The sequence below is a fragment of the Cellulosimicrobium sp. MI9406 genome, from assembly GCF_040595865.1.
Classification (GTDB): Bacteria; Actinomycetota; Actinomycetes; order Actinomycetales; family Cellulomonadaceae; genus Cellulosimicrobium; species Cellulosimicrobium funkei.
The window spans coordinates 78,816-99,262 of record NZ_JALIZI010000010.1 but is presented as its reverse complement, the minus strand read 5'-3'; the positions used below and the strand labels follow the sequence as shown (position 1 = coordinate 99,262).

Below are 20,447 nucleotides of genomic sequence, written 5' to 3'. Positions count from 1 at the left end.
CAGGCTAGGGGCGCTCGGGCGGCCACGCCCGCGGGGCCGGGCCGCGGCCCGGACGAGGCCGAGCGGTGGCGCGGGGCGAGCCGACGGCCCGGCCCCGCGGTCGGTCCCCGCCTCAGCTCCAGCGGAACAGCCGGATGCCGAGCGGCAGGAGCACGGCCGTCCACACGACCATGACGACCACCTGCACCGTGGGGAAGCCCTCCTCGAACCACCCCGCCGTCATCGCCTGCGACGCGGCGCCGAGCGGCGTGAACCTGCCGACCTGCGCGACGGCCTCCGGCATCATCGGCCCCGGCGTCCACAGCCCGGAGAGGAACAGGAGCGGGAAGTAGATGAGCGTCCCGATCGCGGACGCCGTGCTCGCCTTGGGCGCGCGCGCCGCGACGAGGGTGCCGAGCGCGTACATCGACGCGACGCCGAGGACGAACGCCAGCACGACCGTCGCCGCGTTCTGCGGCGCCGGCAGGCCGAACACGAGCTGCCCGACGACGAGCGCGACGGCCGACGCGACCACGACGGCCACGAGGTTGATCACGAGGTGCGCGACGACGATCCCCTGCGGGCGCATGGGCGTCGTCGACAGCCGCCGCAGCAGGCCCTTCTCGCGGAACGTGGCGAAGTAGACCGGCATGGTCGTCAGGGCCGGGGTCGCGATCGCCGCGGCGAGCACCACGGGCGCGTAGAGAGCGACGGGTGTGAGCCCGCCCCACGGCGGGGGCGCGTCCTCGATCGGCACGCGCATCCCGGGGATGGCGAAACCGACCCCGACGAGCAGGACGGTCGGGAACACGAGCGCGAAGAACACCGTCCCCGGGTCGCGCAGCCAGAGCCGCGCCTCCGTGGCGAGCAGGACGCCGAACCCGCGCCAGCCGCTGCTGCGGCGGACGGGCACGGTGGACGGGGTCAGGGTCGTGGCGGTCATCGGGACTCCCCTCGGGTCGATCGAGCGTCGGTCGCGTCCGAGGCGTCGGTCGCGTCCGGGTCGTACGTGCGGCCGGTCACGGCCACGAAGACGTCCTCGAGCGTGCGGGAGACGGTCCGGACGTCGTCGGGCACGACCTCGTGCTCGGCGAGCGCGAGCACGACGGCGGGCAGCACCCGCCGGGAGCCCGTGACCTCGATCTCGCGCCCGCCGGTCGGCGACGCCTCGACGCGCTCGACGTCCGCGAGCCCCGCGATCGTGTGCAGCGCGAGGTCGTGGTCCGCGGGCGGCACGCGCAGGCGCACGGTGCGCGACGTGTCGACGGAGTCGACGAGCTCCGCGGGCGTGCCCTGCGCGACGACCCGGCCGCGGTCGATGATGACGAGCCGGTCGCACAGGCGCTCCGCCTCGTCCATGAAGTGCGTGACGAGCAGGATCGTCACGCCGCGGTCGCGCACACGCTCGACGAGCTCCCACGTCGCGCGGCGGGCCGCCGGGTCGAGGCCGGTGGTCAGCTCGTCGAGGACCGCGACGCGCGGGTTCCCCACGAGCGCGAGCGCGATCGACAGCCGCTGCTTCTGCCCGCCCGAGAGCTTGGCGAACGCGACGCGCCGGTGCGCGGCGAGGTCGAGCAGGTCGAGGAGCTCCTCCACGTCGCCGGGCGACGCGTAGAACGACGCGAAGAGCCGCATCGCCTCCTCGACCGTGATCTTCTCGTTGAGCGCGGCCTCCTGGAGCTGGACGCCGACGACGTCGCGCACCGCGGCGGGGTCGGCCTGCGGGTCGACGCCGAGCACGCGCACCGTGCCGCCGTCGGCCTGGCGCAGCCCGGCGAGGCACTCGACGGTCGTCGTCTTGCCGGCCCCGTTGGGCCCGAGGATGCCGAAGATCTCGCCCGGCCGGACGGTGAGGCTCACGTCCTCGACCGCGACGGTGCGCGTGCCGGAACCCTGCGGTCCCGGGTAGGTCTTGCGCAGGTTCCGGATCTCGACGACCGGGGCGGTCCCGGCCGTGCGGTCGGCGGGCGGGGCGGGCGACGTCGCCGTCGTGCCGCCCGGGGGCGGTGCTGCGGTGCTCATGGTGACCTCCAGGAGGGTGTGCGGCACCCACGGACGGCGCCGTGCGCCGCCCGGACGGGTGGGGATGCGGTGGGAGGGTGCTGCCGGTCAGGCGCTCGCGGTGCCCGCGAACTCGACCGGACGGATCGCGACGCCCCGCAGGACGACGCGCAGGAGCAGTGCGGCGAGCACGACCCCGACGAGCCCGCCGAGCACGGCGAGCCAGACGGGGGTGCCGTCGAGACCGACGACGCGCGAGAGCGCGTGGCCGAAGAACCCGGAGCGCAGGAACACCTCGCTCACCAGGACGGTCGCGAGCGACGCGACGACGAGCAGCACGCCGCGCAGGAACCCGAAGCCGTAGAAGCCCGCGGCGACGACCATGCCCGCGAGGTAGTAGACGACGCAGAACGTGCCTTCGACGAGGATCATGAGCCCGACCTCGGACCCGTCCGTGTAGAGCTGCGTGAGGTCCTGCTCCGTCGGCCAGCCGGCCTGGCGGAACAGCGCCCACTCCGCCCACCGCACGAGCGCGGTCGCGATCCCGAACGTGAGCCCGGAGACGGCGGCGCCGATCCACAGGCCGTGCGTGTACGACCGCCGCGTGCCGCCGGCGGCGACGTGCAGCGCGATGGTCATGAGCGGCAGGAGGATGCCCATGACGAAGAGGAAGAACTTCGCGGAGCCCGCGACGCCGCCCACGCCCTCGATGCTCACGTCGTCGTTGCGCAGCATGATCCACAGGACGAGGGCCCCGATGGCGAGCGCGATGAGCCAGAACCACACGCCGACGTACCAGGTGCCGCCGATGAAGTACCAGGCGACGGCGCGGACGCCGCGCCGGTGGGCGGCCTTCTCGAGCGCGCGGCGCTCCGCGGAGCGCGGGGTCGTGGCGGTCATCGTGCCTCCTGCGTGCGGGTGCGGACGAGCGCGCCGTCCTCGGTGCGGTCGGTGCGCGTGAGGTGGACGAACAGGTCCTGGACGGGCACCGACCCGACCTCGAGCCCGGCCGCGGCGGCCGCGGCCCGCTCGTCGGGGGCGAACGTGCCGAAGAGCGTGACCTGGGCCGTGCTCCCCAGCCGCTGCCGGGCGAGCACCTCCCGGCCCGCGGTGTGGCGCTCGACGACGTCCGCCGGCCCGGTGAGGCTGACGCCGCGCGCGCGGACGTCGTCGGCGTTCTCGGCGAGCAGGACCCGCCCGCGGTCGATGATCACGACGTCCTCGAAGAGCCGTTCGACCTCGGCGATCAGGTGGCTCGAGAGCAGGATCGTGCGCGGGTGCTCGGCGTAGTCCGCGACGAGCGCGTCGTAGAACGCGTAGCGGCTCGGGGCGTCCATGCCGAGGTAGACCTCGTCGAAGATCGTCAGGGGCGCGCGGGCGGCGAGCCCGACGACCGCGCCGAGCGCCGAGCGCTTGCCGCGCGAGAGCTCGTTGGGCTTCTTGCGGACGTCCACCTCGAAGGTGTCGAGGAGGCGCCCGGCGAGGTCGGCGTCCCAGTGCGGTCGCACGTCCGCGTAGTACTCGAGCGTGTCGCGCGCCTTGTCGGACTCCCCCACGTCGCCGCTCTCGCGCACGAGCTGGGTGTGCATGGTCGCCCAGACGTTCTCGAACGGGTCCTCGAGCGCGCCGTCCGGACCGACGCGGACCGTGCCCGACGTCGGGCGCCGGAACGCGGCGAGCAGGGCCGCGAGCGTCGTCTTGCCGGCGCCGTTGCGGCCCAGGAGGCCGGTGATGACGCCGGGGCGGATCGTCAGGGTCGCGCCGTCGAGCGCGGGGTCGTCGCCGCGGGAGTACCGCACGACGACGTCGCGCACCTCGGCGCCGAAGGGCGCGGTCGCGGCGGGGTGGTCGGTGGGATGGCTGGTGGGCCGGGCGGTCACGGGTCTCACCTCGGGGTGGGGTCGGTGTCGGGGCCGGTACGGGGTGCGTCGCCGGTCCCGGGACCGGCGGGCCGCGGGCGGCCGAGGACGTGCTCGACGATCTCGGCGGCCGGGATGTCGAGGAGGTCCGCCTGCGCCAGCGCGGGGTCGAGGACCTCGTCGAAGAACCGCGCGCGGTGCTCGGCGAGCAGCCGCTCGCGCGCGCCCGGTGCGACGAACATGCCGAGCCCGCGCCGCTTGTAGAGGACGCCCTCGTCGACGAGGCCGGCGAACGCCTTGGCCGCCGTCGCCGGGTTGATCCGGAACGTCGTCGCGAACTGCGTCGTGGACATGACCTGCTCCTCCTCCGCGAGCTCCCCCGCGAGCACCTGCGCACGGATCATCTGCGCGATCTGGAGGTAGATGGGTTCAGGTCCGTCGAACATGGGTCCCATCCTCTCCCGCCTCGCGCGTTCTGTGGTTCATTACTTGAGTAATGAACCACAGATGGGCTGCCCGGCGCAACCCCTCGTCCGGACGCGCGGCGACCGACGCCGGGCGGAACGATGGGGGCGTCGATGCCAGAACCGGTGCCGGTCGCGCCGGTCCGGCGGGCTGCGAGGCGGAGGAGGCGGGGTGGGCGGAGCGTGCGAGCTCGCGGGCGGGACGCCCTGGGCCGAGCCGCTGAGCACGTGGACGAGCCTCGCGTTCGTCCTGGCCGGCGCGGCCGTCGTGGTGGCGGCGCGGCGGTCCGGAACCAGGACGCACCCAGCCCCGGGCGTGGCCGACGCCGTGGGTGCGGCGTCGCGCCTGCGCGTGGCCTTCGGGGTGCTGGTCGCCCTCATCGGGGTGGGCTCCGTGGTGCAGCACGGGCCGTCGCCGTCGTGGAACCCCGTCGTGCACGACCCGCCGCTGCTCGGGACGCTCGCGCTCGTCGCCGCCGACGCCGTCGCGGACCTCACCGGGCGCCGCCTGCGGACGTGGTGGTGGCTCGCGCCGACCCTGCTCGGGGTCGTGCTCGCGGCGGTCTCGGTGCCGGCGTCCACCGCCGCCCAGGTGGTCGCGGCGTGCGTCGCCGTGGCTGCGAGCGCCGCGCGCGCGTGGCGACGGCCCGCCGTCCGACGCCGCACGGTCGCCGCGCTCGTGCTGCTCGCCGTCGGCGGCACGGTGGGGACCCTGACCCGCCCGGGCTGGCCGCTGTGCGACGCCGACGGCGCGCTCGGCGTCACGCTCCAGGGGCACGCCGTCTGGCACGTGCTCGCCGCCACGGCCCTGTGGGTGCTCGCACCGACGCTCGGGACCCGCCCCGCGCCCGCACGCTCGCCCTGACCCGCTCCCTTCACCCGCCCCGGGCGGTACCCACGGCGGGCCGGCGGTGGGACGCTGGGAGGATCCGGCGTCTGCGGCGGGCCCCGCCCTCCGGCCGCCGGCGGTCCCGAAGGAGTGAGGCAACGATGGTCACCATCAGGCGCGGGTTCTCCAGCTTCTCGGCGGACGACCTCGACGCGGCGCGCGCGTTCTACGGGGACACCCTCGGGCTCCCCGTCACGGCACTCGACGGCGGGAACGGTCTGGTGCTCCACCTCGGCGGCGGCTCGGACGTGTTCGTCTACCCGAAGGAGGACCATCGGCCGGCCGCCTTCACGGTCATGCACCTCACCGTCGACGACGTGGACCAGGTCGTCGACGAGCTCGCCGCGAAGGGCGTGACGTTCGAGCGCTACGAGGGGTTCGACCAGGACGAGAAGGGGATCGCGCGCGGCTTCATGGAGGGCGGCGACGGCGCCTGGTTCACCGACCCGGCCGGCAACATCGTGGGCCTCGCGGACGGGGACGACATGGCCCGGCTCGTCGAGGGCTGAACGCGGCCCGCTGACACCCCCGGCTCGCGAGGTAGAGCCCTGGTCACGACCAGGGCTCTACCTCGGCGGACCAGGGCTCTACCTCGCGGGACCGGGGCTCTACCTCGCGAGGGCGGGGGCGAACGCGGCGCGGACGCCGTCGAGGTCCTGCGCGACGAGCTCGGCGAGCTGCACCGCGTTGAGCGCGGCGCCCTTGCGGAGGTTGTCGTTCGAGACGAACAGCACGAGGCCGCGTCCGCCGGGGACGGACTGGTCGGTGCGGACGCGACCGACGAACGACGGGTCCTTGCCCGCCGCCTCGAGCGGGTTCGGCACGTCCGCGAGCGCGACGCCGGGGGCGGCGGCGAGGATCTCGCGCGCCCGGTCGGGCGTGATCGCGGCGCCGAACTCGGCGTGGATCGCGAGCGAGTGCCCGGTGAACACGGGGACGCGCACGCACGTGCCCGCGACCGCGAGCTCGGGCAGCCCGAGGATCTTGCGGGACTCGTTGCGGAGCTTCTTCTCCTCGTCCGTCTCCTCCTGCCCGTCGTCGACGATCGACCCGGCGAGCGGGACGACGTTGAACGCGACGTTGCGCGGGAAGACGGTGGGCTCGGGGAAGGCGACCGCGCCGCCGTCGTGCACGAGCCCGACGAGCCCGGCGCCCGTGCCCTCGGCCGCCGCGCCGGCGACGGCCTGGGCGCGCAGCTCCTCCGCACCGGCGAGCCCGGCCCCGGAGACGGCCTGGTACGTCGCGACGACGAGGCGCTCCAGCCCGGCCTCGTCCGAGAGCGGCTTGAGGACGGGCATCGCGGCCATCGTCGTGCAGTTGGGGTTGGCGATGATGCCCTTGCGCGCCTCGCGCAGCGCGCCCGGGTTCACCTCCGAGACGACGAGCGGGACGTCGGGGTCCATGCGCCACGCGGAGGAGTTGTCGATGACGACGGCGCCCGCGGCGGCGAACCGCTCGGCCTGCGCCTTCGACGTCGCGCCGCCCGCGGAGAAGAGCGCGACGTCGATCCCGCGCAGGTCCTCGGTCGGGGTCGCGGCGACGTCCTCCACGACGACGTCGGTCCCGCGCCACGGGAGCGTCGACCCGGCGGAGCGCGCCGACGCGAAGTAGCGGACGCTCGCGACGGGCAGGTCGCGCTCCTCGAGGAGGCGGCGCATGACCGCGCCGACCTGGCCGGTCGCGCCGACGACGGCGAGGTGCAGACCGGGGGTGCTCTGGGTGCTCATGGTGGGTCCTCTCCTGCGTCGGGTCAGCGGCCGGTGCCGGCGTAGACGACGGCCTCGCCGTCGGCGGCGTCGAGCTCGAAGGCGGTGTGCACGGCGCGCACCGCGTCGTCGAGCGAGTCCTCGCGCGTGACGACGGAGATGCGGATCTCCGAGGTGGAGATCATCTCGATGTTGATGCCCGCGTCGCGCAGCGCGCCGAAGAGCTTCGCGGACACGCCGGGGTGCGACTTCATGCCCGCGCCGACGAGCGAGAGCTTGCCGATCTGGTCGTCGAACTGGAGCGAGTCGAACCCGATCTCGGCCTGCAGCGCCGAGAGGGCGGACATCGCGGCGGGTCCGTCGCCCTCGGGGAGGGAGAACGAGATGTCGGTGAGGCCCGTGCGGGCCGCCGACACGTTCTGCACGATCATGTCGATGTTCACGCCCGAGCCCGCGACGACCTCGAAGATCCGCGCGGCCGTGCCCGGGACGTCGGGCACGCCGACGACGGTGATCTTGGCCTCGCTGCGGTCGTGCGCGACGCCGGAGATGATCGGGTCTTCCATGACGGTCTCCTCGGGAAGGTCTGCGGTGCTGCCGGCGGTGCCGGCCGGGGAGCCGGCGCTCGCGCCGGGGCGCGCGGTGTACGCGTCCGCGCTGACGAACGTGCCGTCCTTGCCGCTGAAGGACGAGCGCACGTGGATGGGGACGCCGTACCGGCGGCCGTACTCGACGCAGCGCAGCGCGAGGACCTTCGCGCCGCTCGCCGCCATCTCGAGCATCTCCTCGTACGTGATGCGGTCGATCTTGCGCGCGGACGGCACGATGCGCGGGTCGGCCGTGAACACGCCGTCCACGTCGGTGTAGATCTCGCACACGTCGGCGTCGAGACCTGCCGCGAGCGCGACGGCGGTCGTGTCCGACCCGCCGCGCCCGAGCGTCGTCACGTCGTTCGTCGACTGCGTCACGCCCTGGAACCCCGCGACGATCGCGACCTGGCCGCGGTCGAGGGTCTCGCGCACGCGCGTCGGGACGACGTCGACGATGCGCGCCTTGCCGTGCACCGCGTCGGTGATGAGACCGGCCTGCTGCCCGGTGAACGACTTCGCCTTCACGCCGAGGCTCGTGATCGCCATCGCGAGCAGCGACATCGAGATGCGCTCGCCCGCGGTGAGGAGGATGTCCATCTCGCGCTGCGGAGGGAGGGGGCTGACCTGCTGGGCGAGGTCGATGAGCTCGTCGGTCGTGTCGCCCATCGCCGAGACCACGACGACGACGTCGTTCCCGGCCCGCTTCGCCTCGGCGATGCGCTTGGCCACCCGCTTGATGCTCTCGGCGTCCGAGACGGACGAACCGCCGTACTTCTGCACGACAAGTGCCACGTGCTGCTCCATCTGTCGCCGGCCTCCGTCTCTCTCAACGGCCCGCCGGGTGCTTGTGGGTCGGTCGATGATAGGCACGCGTCCCGCGCCCCGGCCAAGCCCGTCCCGCCCTGCGGACCGTGGCGATCGACGCCGGGGTCACACCTCGGGCAGCACGCGCAGCCGCGGACCGGCCACGACGACGTACGCCAGCCCGACGACGACGGCCCCGCCGACGAGGTTGCCGAGGCCCACCCAGGTGAGGTTGCGACCGAAGTCGGCCCACGTCGTCGGGCCGAGGCCGCCGAAGAGCCCGAGGGAGAACGTCGTCATGTTGGCGACGACGTGCTCGAACCCGGACGCGATGAACGCGAGGATCCCCCAGAACAGGATGACCGCCTTGCCCGCCTCCGAGCGCAGGCGCCCGCAGGCCCAGATCGCGGCGCACACGAGGACGTTGCAGAGCACGCCGCGGAAGAACAGCTCTCCCCCGGTCTCGTGCGCCTTGGCCCGCAGCATCGAGGCGACCATCTCGCCCGCCGCCGCGTTGGAGCGCAGCACCCCCGCCTGCGTGACGGCCCAGGCGAAGAGCATCGACCCGGCCAGGTTGCCGACGAGGCACAGGCCCAGCGTGACGACGGCGTCGCGCACCCGGACGGCGCGCGTCGCGACCCCCTGGGTGAGGACCATCATCGCGGACGTGGCGAGCTCGGCCCCGGCGAAGACGACGAGGGTGAGCGCCGCGGCGAACACGCCGCCGGCGACGAGCCGCTCGGCCGGCGCCCCGGCGGCGAGGAACGGGCCCGCCGTCGCGACCATGAGCACGACGCCGACGCCGATGTACGCGCCCGCGAGCATCGCCGCGACGAGGTAGCGTCCGGGGCGTCTGGCGAGGAGCACCTTCTCCCGGGCCGCCTCCGACTGGGTGGTCACCGCCTGGGCGAGGGTCTGCACGCCCTCGATCCTCGCAGCCGGGCCGCCTCCCGGACAGGGCCGGTCGTCGCGACGCCGCGGGGCCGAAGGTCCGCCCGCCGGCTCCGGGCCGCACGGTGCGGGAACGCCCGAGGGGCCGCGCGCGGTCTCCCGCTCGCGGCCCCTCGGGCGTCGGTCCCCGGCGGTCGTCAGCCGACGCGGCGCCGGTAGATCGCCGTCGCCCACGCGTAGGCGAGGACGAGGATGCCCACGAGCCACGCGAGCGCGACCCAGATGTCGCTCCCGACGGGCTGGCCGGCGAAGAGGGACCGCAGGGTGTCGACGATCGCGGTGACGGGCTGGTTCTCGGCGAACCACGCGACCGGCCCCGGCATGCTGTCCGTCGGGACGAACGCCGAGCTGATGAACGGCAGGAAGATCAGCGGGTAGCTGAAGGCGGACGCGCCGTCGACCGTCTTGGCCGACAGCCCGGCGACGACCGCGAGCCAGGTCAGCGCGAGGACGAACAGGACGAGGATGCCGAGCACGGCCAGCCACGATCCCACCGACGCGCTCGTGCGGAACCCCAGGAGGAGCGCGACCCCGACGACGAGCGTCACGGAGACGAGGTTCGCCACGAGCGACGTGAGCACGTGCGCCCACAGGACGCTGGAGCGGGCGACGGGCATCGACCGGAAGCGCTCGACGATGCCGCCCTGGAGGTCCAGGAACAGCCGGTAGGACGTGTACGCGACGCCCGACGCGACGGTGATGAGCAGGATGCCGGGCAGCAGGTAGTCGACGTACGACCCGCCGCTGCCGGTGTCGATCGCGCCGCCGAGCACGTAGACGAACAGGAGCATGAGCGCGATCGGGGTCACGGCGGTCGTGATGATCGTGTCGGGGCTGCGCAGGACGTGGCGCAGCGAGCGGCCCGTGAGGGCTCGGGTGTCGGCCAGGGCGTGGGTGGTCATCGGGCTTCCTCTCCTGCCGGGCGGGCGCCGTCGACGCTCGTCCGGTCCGCGGTGGGGGCGCTGTCGCCGGCGTCGCCGACGAGCGCGAGGAACACGTCCTCGAGGGAGGGCTGCTTCTCGACGTACTCGACGGTCGCCGGGGGCAGCAGGGCCTTGAGCTCGGCCAGGGTGCCGTTCTGGATGATCGTCCCCCGGTGCAGGATCGCGATCCGGTCGGCGAGCTGCTCGGCCTCGTCGAGGTACTGGGTGGTGAGCAGCACCGTGGTGCCGCCCCGGGCCAGCTCGCGCACCGTGGCCCAGACCTCGTTGCGGGCCTGCGGGTCGAGGCCCGTCGTCGGCTCGTCGAGGAAGATGACGGACGGGTCGCCGACCAGGCTCATGGCGATGTCCAGCCGACGCCGCATCCCGCCCGAGTAGGTCCCGGCGCGGCGGGCCCCGGCGTCGGTCAGGGCGAACCGGGCGAGGAGGTCGTCCGCGACGCGGCCCGGGTCGGCCAGGTGCCGCAGTCGCGCGACGAGCACGAGGTTCTCCCGCCCGGTGAGCACCTCGTCGACCGCGGCGAACTGCCCCGTCAGCGAGATGGACTCGCGCACCTGCCCGGGCTGGGCGACGACGTCGTGCCCGTCGACGGCCGCGGTCCCCGCATCCGGCGCGAGCAGGGTGGACAGGATCCGCACGAGCGTCGTCTTGCCCGCACCGTTGGACCCGAGCAGCGCGACGATGCTCCCGCGCGCCACCTCGAGGTCGACACCGCGCAGCACGCGCAGGTCGCCGTACGACTTCTCGATGCCTCGCACCCGGACGGCCGGGGCGAGGGTCTGGTCAGCAGACATCTGCGGATCTCCGATCCTGAGGTTGGTGGGTTCAGGGCCGGCGGACGACGACGTCGCCGAACCCGGTGCTGGCGTGGATCTCCGCGGTGGCCTCGTCCTCGACGGGGCCCTCCGTGGGCGTGAGGTGGTTGCGCACGCTGCCGTGCTCGGAGCTCGCGTCGAGGAACGCGGCGGTGCCCTCGGGCACGCCCACCTCGATCGAGCCGTACGACGTCGCGAGGGTGACGCTCCCCGACTCCAGGCGCTCGACCCGGATGCCGGCGTGCGCGGACTTGGCCGTGAGCGTGCCGCTCACGCGCGCCACCGCGATGTCGCCGTGCGCGCCGTGCACGGCGAGCGAGCCGGTGACGGCACCGACCGTCGTCGTGCCGTTGGTCGCCTTGATGGTGCCCTCGCCACGGACCTCCTCGACGCGGACCGACCCGGCGCTGACGCGGGCGTCCAGCGAGCCCCGCACGCGGCGCGCCGCCACGGAGCCCGCCGAGGCCTTGACGTCGAGCCGGTCGACGTCCTCGACGCGGGCGTCCCCGGCGGACAGCGCCATCTCGACGGTGCCGAGGCTGCCCTCGGCGTAGAGCGAGCCCGCCTTGCCGCGCACGTCGGAGCCCGCGGGCAGCTCGACGGTGATGTCGGCGGTGCCGGACGCGAACGGCAGCACGTACTGCTTCCACGACCCGGGGTAGGAGATCGTCAGGGCGCTGCCGTCGCCGTCGACGCGGACCGCCTCGGCGGCGCGGACGCTGCCGGACTTCGCGGGGTCGGTCGGCAGGACCGTGACGACGACGTCGTCGCGGTCCCCGGCGACCACGTGCAGCTGGGCGAACGGCACGTCGACGACGACGGGCAGGGGCTGAGGGGCGGGGAAAGTGGGCATGACGAAGCTCCAGGAGTGGTGTCGTGGTGGTGTCAGGTGCGGTCGGAGGAGGCGGGGGCGGGGACCGAGGCGGTCAGCGCACCCAGCCGGTGACGCGGGCGGAGCCGCGCTGCTGCGGGCGGGCCTGCGCGGCAGGGCGTCCGGTGGACTGCTCGAGCGCTGCGGCGACCGCGCGCACGAGCCACGTGTTGACGGAGACGCCGTCGCGCGCGGCGGCGGTCTCGGCCTGCGTCTTGAGGTGGTCGGGCAGGCGCAGGGTCGTGCGGGTCGTGGCCCCCGCCTCGACGTCGGCCGGCGCGGGGCCGGCCGGCGCGGCCGAGGTGCTCGCCGGGACGAGCGCCTCGGTCGGGGCGGGCGCGACGGCGGGGACGGCGACCACGAACTCAGGGGCACCACCGCGCAGCCGCACGTCCACCGACCCGGGGGCGAGCTCCGCGGAGATCTCTCCCGCCGCGGCGGAGAGCGCGTCGAGGAGGACGAGGCGCACGGCCGCGTCCAGCGGAGCGGTCAGGCGCTCGGCGAGCCGACGGCCGTCGTCACCGGCGGCGTCCGCAGCAGCGGCGAGGCGGTCCTGGAGGTCGTCGACGTACGGGGTGAGGTCCATGACGCCATCATGGCACCACGGGTGGTGTCACCGCAACCCCTGGTTGACAACACGATGACACCACGGATGGCACCCGCCTCGAGACGCCGGGACCTCAGGTCGTGAGGTCGTGGACGACGTCGTACCCGAGCTTGACGATGAGCGCGCCGACGACGACCACGAACACCACGCGCACGAACGCGCTGCCCTTGGCGACCGCCATCCGGGCGCCCACGTACGCCCCGAGCAGGTTGGCCGCGCCCATGACGAGGCCCAGCCCCCACAGCACCGCGCCGTACGGCACGAAGAAGATCAGCGCGCCGGCGTTCGTGGCGAAGTTCGCGATCTTCGCGAGCGCCGACGCCGGCAGGAACGCGTACCCGAGGATGCTCACGAGCGCGATGACGAAGAACGTCCCCGTGCCCGGGCCGAGCAGGCCGTCGTAGGTGCCGATGACGAGACCGATCCCGGCCGCGGCCCAGCGGTGGCCGTTGCCCTCCCAGCGCAGGTTCGTCGTGTGCCCGAGCTTCGGCTTCGCGATCGTGTAGGCCGCGACGCCGACGAGCACCACGAGGATGATCGGCTTGAACAGGTCGGCCGGGATGCGCGACGCGAGCGCCGCTCCCCCGACGGCACCCACGAGCGCCGCGAGCGCCATGGGCCCCGCGGTGCGCAGGTCCGGCCCGACGCGCCGGTAGTACGTCGCGGCGCTCACCGACGTCCCCATGATGCTCGCGAGCTTGTTCGTCGCGAGCGCCTGCACGGGGCTGATGCCGGGGACCAGGAGCAGCGCCGGGAGCTGGACGAGCCCGCCCCCGCCCACGACGGCGTCGATCCACCCCGCCGTGAGCGCGGCGAGGACGAGCAGGAGGACGGTCACGCCGTCGATCTCGAGCCCGCCGGAGACCGGGAGGGAGAAGGCGGGAAGCACCCCCCAGTGGTACCACGCCCACGGGCCGCGCCCGGGCCGGGTCCACGGCCGGTCCCGGGCGTCGAGGACGCCGCACCCCTTCCCCACGCGTAACCGCACGGTTACGCTTGACGCATGGACGTGTTCGAGGCGGTCGCCGACGATGTGCGCCGCGACCTGCTCCGCGCGCTGCAGGCCAGGTCGCTCAGCGCGGGCGACCTCGCGCGCGTGCGCGACGACGTCTCCCGCCCGGCCGTGAGCCGCCACCTGCGCGTGCTGCGCGAGGCGGGGCTCGTGGAGGCCGTCGTCGCGGGACGTCGTCGCGTCTACTCGCTGCGGCCCGCCGCGCTCGACCCCCTCGCCGCGTTCGTCGCGGCGCTCACCAGACCCGCCCCGCCCGTCCCGGCGCGGGCGCTCGACGGCCTCGACCTCGAGGTCCGCCGCACGACCCGAGAACGTCGTGCCGAGCGCGGCACGACCCGGCACGAGGAGAGCGCATGAGCGACCCGACGACCCCTTCGGCAGCGCCCGTCCCGCCGGCACCCAGCCTGCCGACACCCGGCGGGACGGTGGAGCGCGGCCCCGCGGGCGACGAGCTCGTCGTCACGCGGACGTTCCACGCGGCGGCCGACGACGTGTGGGCGAGCCTCACGGAGCCCGACCGGCTCGCGCGGTGGATCGGCTACTGGGAGGGCGACCCCGCGACCGGCCGCGTCGAGTTCTTCATGACGGCCGAGAGCGACGACCCTGATCCCGAGGAGTACCGCATCACCCGGTGCGAGCCGCCGCACCGCTTCGCCGGGGTGACGTCCTCGGGCGACCAGACGTGGCACCTGTCCTTCGAGCTCACCGAGCAGGGCGGCGTCACGACGCTGACCTTCCGCCAGCTCCTCGGCCCCGACGACGACGCCCGAAACATCGGGCCCGGGTGGGAGTACTACTTCGACCGGCTCGTCGCCGTGCGCGAGGGGCGCGACGCCGCCACCGTGCCGTGGGAGCCGTACCTCGCCGGGCTGGCGGACCACTACGGCCGGGCGGCCGGCGCCGTCTGACCGCGGGACGCCCGCGGCGCCGGGACCGACGGCTCAGGACTGGAGGGCGTCGTACTCCGCCTCGGTCGCGACGTCGTCCTCGACGTCGAGACGCAGGTGCGCGAGCGCGAGCTGCAGGACGCGCAGCGCGCTCGCGGCGCGCTCCCCCCACAGCGAGACGTAGGAGAACTGCCACCACCACAGGCCCTCGAGCTCGCGGCCGCCGTCGTAGTGCTGCAGGCCCTTCGCGAGGCACTCGGCCACGCACGCGAGGTCGCCCGAGAGCGACGCCGCACCGACCTCGGCGCCGACGAGCGGGTCGGTGATCTCGGCGTAGTCGTCGAACCCGTCGAAGAGCCGCGCGAGCGCCGTCCGCAGCGGGTCGACGTCCGTGTCGCGGCCGGCGTCGGGCTCGAAGCGCTCGACCGGCACGACGTCGCCCACGGCCCCCAGGCGGGCGCCCGCGGCGAGCGCGTCGGACAGCGCGAGGAGCAGGAGCGGCAGCACCGCGCCGGGGGCCGCGCCGGACGCGACCTGCGTCGTCGTGGTGAGGTAGGCGCGGGCCTGCTCCGCCATGCCCTCGGCGATCTCCCGCAGGTCGGGGTCGTTGTGGATCTCCCCCATGCTCGTCACCTCCCGTCAGCCGCCGACGAGGCGGCGGCCCTCGAACGCCCGGCCGAGCGTCACCTCGTCCGCGTACTCCAAGTCTCCACCGACCGGGAGGCCCGACGCGAGGCGGGTCACGCGCAGGCCCATGGGGCCGAGCATGCGCGCGAGGTAGGTCGCGGTGGCCTCGCCCTCGACGTTCGGGTCGGTCGCGAGGATCACCTCGGTCACCTGACCGTCCGCGAGACGGCTCATGAGCTCCGCGATCCGCAGGTCGCCCGGCCCGACGTTCTCGATCGGGTTGATGGCGCCGCCGAGCACGTGGTACCGGCCGCGGAACTCGCGCGTGCGCTCGATCGCGACGACGTCCTTGGGCTCCTCGACGACGCAGATCACCTCGGGCGAGCGGCGCGGGTCCGCGCAGATGCGGCACTGCTCCGACTCCGCGACGTTGCCGCACGTCTCGCAGAAGCGGACGCGCGCCTTCACCTCGGTGAGCGCGTCGGCGAGCCGGCGCACGTCCACCGCGTCCGCGGCGAGCAGGTGGAACGCGATGCGCTGCGCGCTCTTGGGCCCGACGCCGGGAAGCCGGCCGAGCTCGTCGATCAGGTCCTGGACAGCGCCTTCGTACACGCCCCCAGCCTACGGGGCGCGGCCCGCACGGCGGACCCGGCCCGCCGCCGTCGCGGACAGGCCGGGCCCGTGCCCGGGCACCGGGGTCAGTCCGGGAGCTCGGGCGTCACGGTCCGCGTGGTGCCGTCCGTGTACGTCGCCTCGTAAGCGAGGGTCGGCAGCGGGCCGCCCTCGCCGTCGGGACCATCCACGGTCTCCGGGTCGAAGATCGGCCCGGGCCACCAGGCCACGAAGCGGCCGTCCTCGAGCGTCGTCTCGACGGCGGTCCCGTCCGCGAGCCGGAGCGTGAGCGCCACGACGTCGGCGCCGGCACGGCCACCCGTCATCGACAGGACGGGACGCTCGCGGCTCCACGGGTAGGCCTTGCCGCCCGACTGGAACATCGCGCCCTCCGCGACGCCCCGGGCGGAGGGGACGAGGTCGCCACCGCCCGCGGACCCGGCGGAGACGTCCTCCGCCTCGTCCGCGCCCGGGGGCAGGTAGCCGACGCACGACGACTGCAGCATCTGCCCCTGCGCGTCGTCGTGGAGGTACATCACGGCCGCCCACGAGCCGCGACGCTCCGCGAGCACCACGTCGTCGACGGTCACCGCCCGCTCGGAGCCCAGCCGCGCCTGGCACGCCGCGTCGAGCACGGCGAGGTCCTGCGAGGAGAGGGCGTCCGGCTCGGGCGTCCACGACGCGAGCGCGTGCGGTGCCGGACCGACGAACGGGAGCGCGAACGCCGCCGCCGCGGCGGCGGCCACGGCCACCGGGATGCCGATCCGGCGGGCCGCGCGGCGCCGGGCCTGCACGGCGAGGTGCCCGACGGCGAGCGCGCCCGTCGTGCCCGGCTCCTCGCCGGCGAGGATGCGGTCGAGGCCCTGCGCCGCTCGCGCGGCCTCGGCGGCGGAGAGGTCGGACGCGGGGGCGTGATCGAGCCCGCGGAGCATGGTCAGGTCGTCGTGCGTCATCGGAGCGCCTCCTGGGCGGTGACGTCGAGGGATGGGGTCGGGAGGGCGGCGGGCCGGTGGTCCTCGCCGTCCGCGCCGGTTCCCTCGTCGAGGGCGAGCAGCCGGCGGAGCGCCGTGCGAGCGCGGTGCAGGCGGAGCCGATAGGCGACCGCCGAGATGCCGAGGACGCGTCCGGCGTCAGCGGACGGCAGGTCCTCCCAGAGGAGCAGCGACAGCACCTCCTGCTGCTCCGGGGTGAGCCGGCGCCACGCCGCGGCGAGGTCGGAGCGCGCGGCGGTCTGCTCGTCGGGGGCCGGGAGCATCGGCTCGGGCTGCGCGGCGAGCCGGACACCGAGCGCACCGCGTCGCGTGCTCGCCCGCCGGTCGTTGAGGAGGCAGCCGCGCGCGACCCCGAACAGCCACGCCCGTTGCGCGTCCCGGGTCGGTGGGAGGTCGCGCATCCGCCGCCACGCGACGACGAACGCCTCGTGGACGACGTCCTCGGCGTGGTCGTCGTCGGTGCGTCGCCGCACGAAGCGCAGCACGTCGGCGTACGTGTCTCGGTAGAGGTCGCGGAACCGTTCCTCACGGTCCGCCACGGGAGGTGGGCTCATACCTCGTACGTGTCCGGCAGCCGGCCCGCTGTTTCGAGGGGCGTCAGCCCTGGTCCTGGATCTCCTCGATGATCTTGCCGTCGAGCAGGCTCACCACGAGCGCGGTCCCGACGAGGCCCGTCGAGACGATGTCGGGGTCGTCGGCGGACGGGAGGTCGTCCATGGGGTCGGCCGTGGACGGTTCGCCCCGCCGGGCGGGTTCCTCGGTAGGCCGCGGGACGCGGGCCGCCGCGATGGCCGCGCGCGCTGCGGAGACGCCGCGCAGCGGTGCGGCCGACGTGCCTGCGGACGCCGGTGCGGCGGGGCCCGCCGCGCGGGCGGGCGCCCCCTGCGGCGAGGCCGCGGGCGACGCCGCGACCGGTCGTCCGGGCGCCGTCGGCGCGGGGGCGGCGGACGACGCGGTGCGGGCGGGGTTGTGCGTGGAGGCCGGGGTGGTCGGCGGGGCCGGTTCGAGCACGGGCTCCGGCTCGGGGCCGTCGTCGAGGTCGGCGGGCGGCTCCGCGGGCAGCCCCGCGAGCCACGCCTCGTCCGCGCTGTCCACGCGCGGTGCGGGCGCCGGTGCGGACGCCGGGACCGACGCCCCGGCGAGCCATGCCTCGTCGGCGGCGTCCACCACGGTCGAGCTTGCCCGCGGCGCGGCGGGTGCGGTCTCGGTGCTCGGTCGCTCCTGGAGCGCGACGGCGGTGCGCGGGGTCTCGTGCGCCTCCGCGGCCTCGTCCGCCGGGCGGGAGGTGCTCGCGGAGCGCGCGGCGCCGGGCGCGCTCGGCGCCGCGACGGTCGCGACCGGCGTCCCTGCCTGCGAGCCGCCCGGTCCGTGGAGGGCGGCAGCCCCGACGCTCGCCGAGGCGGACCCCGCGGGGCCGGGCACGGCAGGAGCCGCTGCCGTCGGGGCGCTCGCCGCCGGGCCGGACGACGTGGCGACGGGCGACGCGGGGCCCGACGGCGCGGAGCCGCCGGACGGCGCGGGCGCTACCGGCGCAGGGCCGGACGACGGCGCCGAGCCACCGCCCGCCGAGCCGCCGCCCGCCGGGCCGCCCTCGTCGAGGCGCGGCTCGACGCGGACCTGGAGCCCGAGCGTCTGGTAGACGACGTCCTGGACCGCGCTCGTGTGCCGGGACGACGAGAACGTCCGGGCCAGCCCGGGCGAGGGGAAGGCGAGGTAGAGCACGTCGGCGCCGAGCTCCGCGACCTGCGCGTTGGCGCTCACCAGCGACCACGTCACGGGGCTCGCACGCAGGTTCTCGAGGACCTCCGGCCAGCGCCGGCGCAGCTCCTCCGTCGTCAGGGCAGGGCTCGCGCCACCCGCCGCCGGAGCAGACGACGCAGCCGCCTCCTGCCGGGGAGCCGCCTCGCGCGGCGTCGACGGCCGCGGGGTCTCCTCGCGCGGCGCCTCCTCGCGTGACGCCTCCGGGCGCGACCTCTCCGGGCGCGACGCCTCGGGGTGCCGTGCCTCGGGGGCGTGGAAGGGAGCATCCCCCGAGGCAGCAGAGGCAGCGGTCTCGCGGGCGTGGTCGTCCGGGGCCTCGGACTCCGCGACGGACGTCGTGCCGGACTCGGTGCCCGACGTCGCATCGGACGCGGTAGGGGGCGAGGTGCTCGCCGCACCGGACACGGATCCGGTCCGCTCGGGGCCGGACGCCTCGGCAGGCGTGGTCTCCTCGCCCTGCGCGGACGAGTGCGTGGGAGCGGGCGACGCGACGGCCGACCCGGCGCTGTCGACCGCCGACGACCCCGCGCCGTCGGCCGCGCGCGACGCGGCAGCGGGCGACGCGGCAGCAGGCGACGCGGAGACGTCGCTGGACGGGCGCTCCTGCTCCGGCGCGGCGGGAGCCGCGACGTGCCCGACCGGCGTCGGGTCCTGCGCGGCCGGCGCGCTCGCGGGTGCCGCGGCGGGCTGGCCCGGTCGCGCGGGCCGGAGCGCCGCGCGGACGGCAGCGGCACCGGTGAGGCCCGAGGAGGGCGCGCCGGCCGGAGCAGCAGCCGGGGCCGTCGCGGTGGCCGTGGCGCCGTCGCCCGGGGCGGGCGTCCCCGCGGCCGGGGGGACCACGACGTTGCCCAGGCCCCCACGCTCGAGCCGGTCGAGGCGCGCCGCGAACCCGGCCGCGCCGTCGTCCGCCCCGGGCAGGAGCAGGCGGGCCATGAGGAGCTCGAGGTGCAGGCGGGGCGACGTCGCGCCCGTCATCTCGGTGAGCGCGGCGTTGACGAGGTCGGCGGCCCGGGACAGCTCGGCCACCCCGAGGTGCTGCGCCTGCGTGCGCATGCGGTCGAGCTGGTCGGCGGGCTGGTCGCGCAGGACGGCCTGCGCCTCGTCGCCCGAGACCGCGATGACGATGAGGTCGCGCAGGCGCTCGAGCACGTCCTCGACGAAGCGCCGCGGCTCGTGCCCCGTCGCGATGACGTGGTCCACGACCCGGAAGATGCTCGCGCCGTCGCGCGCGGCGAGCGCTTCCACGACGTCGTCGAGCAGGGTCGCGTGCGTGAAGCCGAGCAGCGCGACCGCGCGCTCGTACTCGACGGCGCCGTCCTCGGCGCCCGCGATGAGCTGGTCCATGACGGACAGCGAGTCACGGACCGAGCCGCCGCCCGCGCGCGTGACGAGCGGGACCACGCCGCTGCCGATCGACACGCCCTCGGCCGCGCACAGCTCCTCGAGGTAGGGGCCGAGCACGTCCGGCGGGACGAGGCGGAACGGGTAGTGGTGCGTGCGCGAGCGGATGGTGCCGATGACCTTGTCCGGCTCCGTCGTCGCGAAGACGAACTTCACGTGCTCCGGCGGCTCCTCGACGAGCTTGAGCAGCGCGTTGAAGCCCTGCGGCGTCACCATGTGCGCCTCGTCGAGGATGAAGATCTTGTACCGGTCGCGCGCGGGGGCGAACGCGGCGCGCTCGCGCAGCTCGCGCGCGTCGTCCACGCCGTTGTGCGACGCCGCGTCGATCTCGACCACGTCGAGGCTGCCCGGGCCGCCGCGCGCGAGCTCGACGCACGACGGGCACTGCCCGCACGGCGTGTCGAGCGGGCTCTCGGGGGTGTTGCGCTCGCAGTTGAGCGTGCGCGCGAGGATGCGCGCGCTCGTCGTCTTGCCGCACCCCCGGGGCCCGGAGAAGAGGTAGGCGTGGTTCACCCGACCGCTGCGCAACGCCTGCATGAGCGGTGCGGTCACGTGGTCCTGACCGATCACCTCGGCGAAGGTCTCGGGCCGGTAGCGGCGGTACAGGGCGGTGCTCACCCCGGTCACTCTAGACGTCGCGACCCACACGCACGAGGTCGCTCCGCCGTCGGTCCCGCC

At 75.2% G+C, this 20,447-nt stretch carries 22 protein-coding genes; 4 read left to right on the top strand and 18 right to left on the bottom strand.

Going from position 1 to position 20,447, the window contains the following annotated elements:
* Positions 1–112 precede the first annotated feature (112 nt).
* The 5 genes from MT994_RS17720 to MT994_RS17700 all read right to left on the bottom strand — a co-directional run bounded on the left by MT994_RS17720 (position 113) and on the right by MT994_RS17700 (position 4,285).
* Positions 113–922 carry an ABC transporter permease gene (locus MT994_RS17720; RefSeq protein ID WP_061268016.1) on the bottom strand — a complete coding sequence of 270 codons (810 nt, stop codon included), beginning with the start codon at positions 920–922 and terminating at the stop codon, positions 113–115.
* A complete protein-coding gene (locus MT994_RS17715; protein WP_354807309.1) occupies positions 919–2,001 on the bottom strand; it encodes an ABC transporter ATP-binding protein in 1,083 nt (360 codons plus the stop codon). The genes MT994_RS17720 and MT994_RS17715 overlap by 4 nt, the downstream gene beginning before the upstream one ends.
* Positions 2,002–2,088: 87 nt before the next feature.
* Complete coding sequence (locus tag MT994_RS17710) at positions 2,089–2,880, bottom strand: hypothetical protein (RefSeq protein ID WP_168945289.1); 792 nt, start codon at positions 2,878–2,880, stop codon at positions 2,089–2,091.
* The gene (locus tag MT994_RS17705; RefSeq protein ID WP_354807307.1) at positions 2,877–3,860 is read right to left on the bottom strand and encodes an ABC transporter ATP-binding protein; all 984 of its coding nucleotides are present in this window, start codon (positions 3,858–3,860) and stop codon (positions 2,877–2,879) included. Before MT994_RS17705 ends, MT994_RS17710 begins: the two co-directional genes overlap by 4 nt.
* Before the next feature lie 5 nt (positions 3,861–3,865).
* Positions 3,866–4,285 (bottom strand): GntR family transcriptional regulator, encoded by a 420-nt coding sequence (locus MT994_RS17700; RefSeq protein ID WP_031316974.1) that lies wholly within the window; start codon positions 4,283–4,285, stop codon positions 3,866–3,868.
* Between the two features lie 190 nt (positions 4,286–4,475).
* On the opposite strand from MT994_RS17700, the gene MT994_RS17695 reads away from it, so the two are divergent.
* Together MT994_RS17695 and MT994_RS17690 are read left to right on the top strand one after the other, a co-directional pair.
* The gene (locus MT994_RS17695) at positions 4,476–5,168 is read left to right on the top strand and encodes a hypothetical protein (RefSeq protein ID WP_354807306.1); all 693 of its coding nucleotides are present in this window, start codon (positions 4,476–4,478) and stop codon (positions 5,166–5,168) included.
* 125 nt (positions 5,169–5,293) lie between these two features.
* Positions 5,294–5,701, top strand: a complete 408-nt coding sequence (locus tag MT994_RS17690; RefSeq protein ID WP_168945292.1) for a VOC family protein — start codon at positions 5,294–5,296, stop codon at positions 5,699–5,701.
* Positions 5,702–5,800: 99 nt separating this feature from the next.
* Here MT994_RS17690 and MT994_RS17685 read toward each other — a convergent pair whose 3' ends face one another.
* From MT994_RS17685 to MT994_RS17650, 8 genes are all read right to left on the bottom strand, one after another.
* Positions 5,801–6,919 (bottom strand): aspartate-semialdehyde dehydrogenase, encoded by a 1,119-nt coding sequence (locus MT994_RS17685; protein WP_163188664.1) that lies wholly within the window; start codon positions 6,917–6,919, stop codon positions 5,801–5,803.
* Positions 6,920–6,942: 23 nt separating this feature from the next.
* Positions 6,943–8,280 carry an aspartate kinase gene (locus MT994_RS17680; RefSeq protein WP_031316267.1) on the bottom strand — a complete coding sequence of 446 codons (1,338 nt, stop codon included), beginning with the start codon at positions 8,278–8,280 and terminating at the stop codon, positions 6,943–6,945.
* A 138-nt stretch (positions 8,281–8,418) separates the two neighbouring features.
* Positions 8,419–9,213, bottom strand: coding sequence for a formate/nitrite transporter family protein (locus MT994_RS17675; protein WP_354807304.1), 795 nt, complete (start codon positions 9,211–9,213; stop codon positions 8,419–8,421).
* 167 nt (positions 9,214–9,380) lie between these two features.
* Positions 9,381–10,145 carry an ABC transporter permease gene (locus MT994_RS17670; RefSeq protein ID WP_354807303.1) on the bottom strand — a complete coding sequence of 255 codons (765 nt, stop codon included), beginning with the start codon at positions 10,143–10,145 and terminating at the stop codon, positions 9,381–9,383.
* Positions 10,142–10,978, bottom strand: a complete 837-nt coding sequence (locus tag MT994_RS17665; RefSeq protein WP_085387298.1) for an ATP-binding cassette domain-containing protein — start codon at positions 10,976–10,978, stop codon at positions 10,142–10,144. Before MT994_RS17665 ends, MT994_RS17670 begins: the two co-directional genes overlap by 4 nt.
* A 31-nt stretch (positions 10,979–11,009) precedes the next feature.
* Positions 11,010–11,852 (bottom strand): DUF4097 family beta strand repeat-containing protein, encoded by an 843-nt coding sequence (locus MT994_RS17660; RefSeq protein ID WP_076404493.1) that lies wholly within the window; start codon positions 11,850–11,852, stop codon positions 11,010–11,012.
* 73 nt (positions 11,853–11,925) lie between these two features.
* Positions 11,926–12,456, bottom strand: coding sequence for a histidine kinase (locus tag MT994_RS17655; RefSeq protein ID WP_354807302.1), 531 nt, complete (start codon positions 12,454–12,456; stop codon positions 11,926–11,928).
* 94 nt (positions 12,457–12,550) lie between these two features.
* A complete protein-coding gene (locus MT994_RS17650) occupies positions 12,551–13,366 on the bottom strand; it encodes a TSUP family transporter (RefSeq protein WP_354807300.1) in 816 nt (271 codons plus the stop codon).
* A gap of 114 nt (positions 13,367–13,480) precedes the next feature.
* Between MT994_RS17650 and MT994_RS17645 the strand changes: the two genes are divergently transcribed.
* On the top strand, positions 13,481–13,846 hold the full coding sequence (locus tag MT994_RS17645; protein ID WP_168945295.1) for a metalloregulator ArsR/SmtB family transcription factor: 366 nt from the start codon (positions 13,481–13,483) through the stop codon (positions 13,844–13,846).
* Positions 13,843–14,397 carry an SRPBCC family protein gene (locus MT994_RS17640; protein WP_354807299.1) on the top strand — a complete coding sequence of 185 codons (555 nt, stop codon included), beginning with the start codon at positions 13,843–13,845 and terminating at the stop codon, positions 14,395–14,397. Before MT994_RS17645 ends, MT994_RS17640 begins: the two co-directional genes overlap by 4 nt.
* Before the next feature lie 33 nt (positions 14,398–14,430).
* Here the strand turns inward: MT994_RS17640 and MT994_RS17635 are convergent, their stop codons facing one another.
* The 5 genes from MT994_RS17635 to MT994_RS17615 form a co-directional block, all read right to left on the bottom strand.
* Positions 14,431–15,000, bottom strand: a complete 570-nt coding sequence (locus MT994_RS17635; RefSeq protein ID WP_043659926.1) for a DUF5063 domain-containing protein — start codon at positions 14,998–15,000, stop codon at positions 14,431–14,433.
* A gap of 15 nt (positions 15,001–15,015) precedes the next feature.
* The gene (recR, locus tag MT994_RS17630; protein ID WP_021483478.1) at positions 15,016–15,615 is read right to left on the bottom strand and encodes a recombination mediator RecR; all 600 of its coding nucleotides are present in this window, start codon (positions 15,613–15,615) and stop codon (positions 15,016–15,018) included.
* An 86-nt stretch (positions 15,616–15,701) separates the two neighbouring features.
* Positions 15,702–16,568: a hypothetical protein gene (locus MT994_RS17625; protein WP_168945297.1), complete on the bottom strand. Its 867-nt coding sequence runs from the start codon at positions 16,566–16,568 to the stop codon at positions 15,702–15,704.
* Positions 16,565–17,161: an RNA polymerase sigma factor gene (locus MT994_RS17620; protein ID WP_163188676.1), complete on the bottom strand. Its 597-nt coding sequence runs from the start codon at positions 17,159–17,161 to the stop codon at positions 16,565–16,567. Before MT994_RS17620 ends, MT994_RS17625 begins: the two co-directional genes overlap by 4 nt.
* 43 nt (positions 17,162–17,204) lie before the next feature.
* Positions 17,205–20,387, bottom strand: a complete 3,183-nt coding sequence (locus MT994_RS17615; protein WP_354807297.1) for a DNA polymerase III subunit gamma and tau — start codon at positions 20,385–20,387, stop codon at positions 17,205–17,207.
* Positions 20,388–20,447: the final 60 nt, after the last annotated feature.

Coding starts and splice junctions, on each gene's coding strand:
- MT994_RS17720 (WP_061268016.1), bottom strand. CDS start 922: ATGACCGCCACGACCCTGACCCCGTCCACCGTGCCCGTCCGCCGCAGC.
- MT994_RS17715 (WP_354807309.1), bottom strand. CDS start 2,001: ATGAGCACCGCAGCACCGCCCCCGGGCGGCACGACGGCGACGTCGCCC.
- MT994_RS17710 (WP_168945289.1), bottom strand. CDS start 2,880: ATGACCGCCACGACCCCGCGCTCCGCGGAGCGCCGCGCGCTCGAGAAG.
- MT994_RS17700 (WP_031316974.1), bottom strand. CDS start 4,285: ATGTTCGACGGACCTGAACCCATCTACCTCCAGATCGCGCAGATGATC.
- MT994_RS17690 (WP_168945292.1), top strand. CDS start 5,294: ATGGTCACCATCAGGCGCGGGTTCTCCAGCTTCTCGGCGGACGACCTC.
- MT994_RS17685 (WP_163188664.1), bottom strand. CDS start 6,919: ATGAGCACCCAGAGCACCCCCGGTCTGCACCTCGCCGTCGTCGGCGCG.
- MT994_RS17670 (WP_354807303.1), bottom strand. CDS start 10,145: ATGACCACCCACGCCCTGGCCGACACCCGAGCCCTCACGGGCCGCTCG.
- MT994_RS17665 (WP_085387298.1), bottom strand. CDS start 10,978: ATGTCTGCTGACCAGACCCTCGCCCCGGCCGTCCGGGTGCGAGGCATC.
- MT994_RS17660 (WP_076404493.1), bottom strand. CDS start 11,852: ATGCCCACTTTCCCCGCCCCTCAGCCCCTGCCCGTCGTCGTCGACGTG.
- MT994_RS17655 (WP_354807302.1), bottom strand. CDS start 12,456: ATGGACCTCACCCCGTACGTCGACGACCTCCAGGACCGCCTCGCCGCT.
- MT994_RS17645 (WP_168945295.1), top strand. CDS start 13,481: ATGGACGTGTTCGAGGCGGTCGCCGACGATGTGCGCCGCGACCTGCTC.
- MT994_RS17640 (WP_354807299.1), top strand. CDS start 13,843: ATGAGCGACCCGACGACCCCTTCGGCAGCGCCCGTCCCGCCGGCACCC.
- MT994_RS17635 (WP_043659926.1), bottom strand. CDS start 15,000: ATGGGGGAGATCCACAACGACCCCGACCTGCGGGAGATCGCCGAGGGC.
- MT994_RS17625 (WP_168945297.1), bottom strand. CDS start 16,568: ATGACGCACGACGACCTGACCATGCTCCGCGGGCTCGATCACGCCCCC.
- MT994_RS17620 (WP_163188676.1), bottom strand. CDS start 17,161: ATGAGCCCACCTCCCGTGGCGGACCGTGAGGAACGGTTCCGCGACCTC.